The sequence below is a fragment of the Delftia sp. ZNC0008 genome (assembly GCF_000799035.1).
Lineage (GTDB): Bacteria > Pseudomonadota > Gammaproteobacteria > Burkholderiales > Burkholderiaceae_C > Comamonas > Comamonas tsuruhatensis.
This window is the reverse complement of the sequence record NZ_JTKZ01000772.1, coordinates 1-2,941: the sequence shown is the minus strand read 5'-3', so window position 1 is coordinate 2,941 and position 2,941 is coordinate 1. Positions and strand designations below refer to the sequence as shown.

The 2,941-nt window shown below is 68.5% G+C and carries 5 protein-coding genes; 2 read left to right on the top strand and 3 right to left on the bottom strand.

The window, feature by feature from the left end; genetic code table 11:
- Both L995_RS24965 and L995_RS24960 read left to right on the top strand, forming a co-directional pair.
- Positions 1-480 (top strand): hypothetical protein (locus L995_RS24965; RefSeq protein ID WP_052195865.1); only part of this gene is annotated, 480 nt, incomplete at its 5' end.
- Positions 481-608: 128 nt separating this feature from the next.
- Positions 609-1,496, top strand: coding sequence for a class I SAM-dependent methyltransferase (locus L995_RS24960; protein WP_016446222.1), 888 nt, complete (start codon positions 609-611; stop codon positions 1,494-1,496).
- A gap of 67 nt (positions 1,497-1,563) precedes the next feature.
- Here the strand turns inward: L995_RS24960 and L995_RS24955 are convergent, their stop codons facing one another.
- The 3 genes from L995_RS24955 to L995_RS24945 all read right to left on the bottom strand — a co-directional run.
- Entirely contained in the window at positions 1,564-2,211 is a 648-nt protein-coding gene (locus L995_RS24955) for a nitroreductase family protein (RefSeq protein ID WP_047474055.1), read from the bottom strand.
- A complete protein-coding gene (gene fur / locus L995_RS24950) occupies positions 2,208-2,711 on the bottom strand; it encodes a ferric iron uptake transcriptional regulator (protein ID WP_047327410.1) in 504 nt (167 codons plus the stop codon). Before fur ends, L995_RS24955 begins: the two co-directional genes overlap by 4 nt.
- Positions 2,708-2,941: DUF2325 domain-containing protein (locus L995_RS24945; protein ID WP_047474054.1), on the bottom strand; the 234-nt coding region annotated here is incomplete at its 5' end. The genes L995_RS24945 and fur, both read right to left, overlap by 4 nt.

Below are 2,941 nucleotides of genomic sequence, written 5' to 3'. Positions count from 1 at the left end.
GTCGTGCACGCGCTCATCGCCCTGCTGTTTTCGCTGGCGGCCATCGCCCTGCTGTGGATTGCAGGCCTCAAGGGCTGGAACGCCATGGCGCATGGCGTGGATGGCGATTCGGGCCTGCGCATCGTCGAGGCGCTGGGCATTCTGGCCTCGGGCGTGGTCGCGCTGCAGATCGCCCAGACCATCACCGAAGAGGAGGTCATACGCGAGGCCCATATCAGCGGCCCCACGCGCGTGCGCCGGTTTCTCTCGCGCTTTCTGGTGGTGCTGGTCGTGGCCCTGGCCGTCGAAGCCCTGGTCGCTGCCTTCAAGACGCAGGAAGAGCCGGCCCACCTGCTCTATCCCGCCGCCCTGGTCAGCGCCGTGGGTGTCCTGCTGCTGGGCTGGGGTGCCTTCATCCACCTCAACCGCTCCGCCGAGGAGCTGGAGCCCGAGGCCATGGAACAGGCCAAGGGCGAGGACCACAAGGTGAACAAGGATTGATGGCAGGCAGCTTCCCTTCAGGTTGCCTGCATTCGTGCGAACAGGCCCTAATATGGGTATCAGCCCTTGAAGCAATTCATGGAAGGTGGATGCCGCCCGCCCCGGCCGGCAACGCACAGGAGCCCGCCATGCCCGAATCTCTTGCCCCGACGGCCGCAACGGCCTTGCCCGACGCGCAGCCCTCCTCGCCACGCCAGGAAAAACTGTCCGATGTCAGCGAGACCTTGCGCATTCCACTGGCCGCCCGCGCCCTGGGCGAGCGGCTGTTTCCCGGCATGGCCGTCAGTGACGCCCACGCCTTGGACACCCTGACCCAGCTGGGCGACGACGGCAGCCGGTGGCTGCAGGACCGGCAGAGCATCTACGGCGTGCTGGCGCGCACGCACTGCTTTCGCGCGCTGGCGCAGGACTTCTTGCAGCGCCAGCCGCAGGGCCATGTGGTGAACCTGGGCTGCGGCCTCAGCGACTATTTCCAATGGCTGGACAACGGGCAGATGCACATGACGGATGCCGACCTGGGACCGGTGACCGCGCTGCGCAGGCAGCTGCTGCCCCGGCAATCGGAGCGCCAGGAGATCCGCGAATTCGACCTGGCCGATGCCGACTGGTGGCAGCGGCTGGGACTGCCGGCCGACAGGTCCGGGCCTGCGGTGTTCATGATGGCCGAGGGCGTTTCCATGTACCTGCAGCCAGAGCAGATGCAGGCGCTGTGGACCACGTTTGCGCAACGCAGCCCGCCGGGCTCGGAGCTGGTGTTCGACGCCATGTGCTGGCTGGCGGCCGGGCGCGCAAGCCAGCACCCTTCGGTCCGGCTCACCCAGGCCCAGTTCCATTGGGGCCTGCGCCGCGAGGCCGATCTGGCGCAAGCCCATCCCCGCCTGCAGCTGGTGGCCGCGCACCAGGTGATGGAAGGCTACGGCCCGCCCTACTCGCTGGTGGGGCCGGCATTCCGCTGGACCTTTGGCGTGCACTTCTATGCCATCTACCAGCTGAAGTCGGTCGAGACGGCGGCTTAGGCCGATTGCGCAGCCGCAACGAAAGATGCCCGGTCAAGCCGGGCATCTTTGCTTCAAGGAAGCAGGATCAGCCTGCGTCGGCCGCGCTGGAAGACAGGGCCAGGGCCAGGCCTTGCACCAGGTCTTTCCCGGGCTGCCATTCGCGCACAAAGCGGTTGCGCGGCGGCCGCAGGGCTTCGCGGCCGGCCGAGACGGGCGTGCCCACATACAGCAGGCCGACGAGCCGGTCATGGGGCTCGAATCCCAGGGCCTCGCGCACGCGCGCATCGTGGCTGTTGGCGCCGCTGGCCCAGAAGCCGCCAAAGCCCAGGATGTGCAGGGCGTTGAGCATGTTCATGGCGGCAGCGCCACCAGCCAGCAGTTGCTCGCTCTCTGGCACCTTGTGCTCGGGCTGCAGATGCACGCCCAGCGCAATGATCAGCGGGGCGGACAAGGCCTTGGCGCGGAATCGCTCGGCGTCGGCCTGCGGGTCGCGCGCCCTGGCGGCCTGCACGAACACCTCGCCCAGCGCATGGCGCGCATCGCCCTGCACCAGCACAAAGCGCCAGGGCCGCAGCTGCCCGTGGTCGGGGGCGCGCAGTGCGGCATCGATGACGGTGTCGATCACGTCTGCGCCCGGCGCCGGGTTCTGCAGCGGCCAGCGCGACTGGCGCGACATCAGCAGGTCCAGGGCGGCGCGCTGCTCGGGGGTCAGGGATCTGTCGTTGGTGCTCATTCGTTGTCCTGCAGCGCAGGCTGTCTTGCCTGCTCGGGCTGTGCCGGTGATTCGGGTGGCAGCTGCGAGCACGCGCTGCAATGGCCGTACAGGGCCAGGCGGTGGTCGGCCAGGCGGTAGCCGTGGGCCTGGGCCACCTGGTGCTGCAGCGCCTCGATGTGGTCGTTGCTGAATTCATCCACGCGTCCGCACTGCAGGCAGATCAGGTGGTCATGGTGCGGCCCCTCATTGAGCTCGAACACCGCCTTGCCGCTTTCAAAGGTCTGGCGCAGCAGCAGGCCCGCCGCCTCCAGCTGGGACAGCACGCGGTAGATGGTGGCCAGGCCCACTTCGGCACGCCGCTCGGCCAGCAGGCGGAACACGTCCTCGGCATGCAGGTGGCGCGATGCGCTCTGCCTGAAGATTTCCAGCACCTGCATGCGCGGCAGCGTGGCCTTCAGGCCCACGCTGCGCAGTTCGGGTTCGCCACCCGGGCTCAGGGGCATCTTGCTGCGTGTCATGCGGTCGTGTCTCCGTGGCTCAGCGTCATGGCGGGGTTGTCGCCGCCGTCGGCGCCCCGGTGTATGCGGACGATGCGCAGCGCATCGGGCTGCTCCACCAGCACGCAGGTCTTGCCCGTGCGCTGGCAATGGTCCTGCACGCGCCAGTACTCGCCGTGGCTCAGGCAGCCGGTCTGGCAGATCACCAGGTCGGCCTCGCGCAGGCTGGCCTCGAAGGCCTCGGCGTCCTG

Excerpts from the sequence above, each read along its gene's own strand:
- L995_RS24955 (WP_047474055.1), bottom strand. The coding sequence starts at position 2,211 with ATGAGCACCAACGACAGATCCCTGACCCCCGAGCAGCGCGCCGCCCTG.
- L995_RS24960 (WP_016446222.1), top strand. The coding sequence starts at position 609 with ATGCCCGAATCTCTTGCCCCGACGGCCGCAACGGCCTTGCCCGACGCG.
- fur (WP_047327410.1), bottom strand. The coding sequence starts at position 2,711 with ATGACACGCAGCAAGATGCCCCTGAGCCCGGGTGGCGAACCCGAACTG.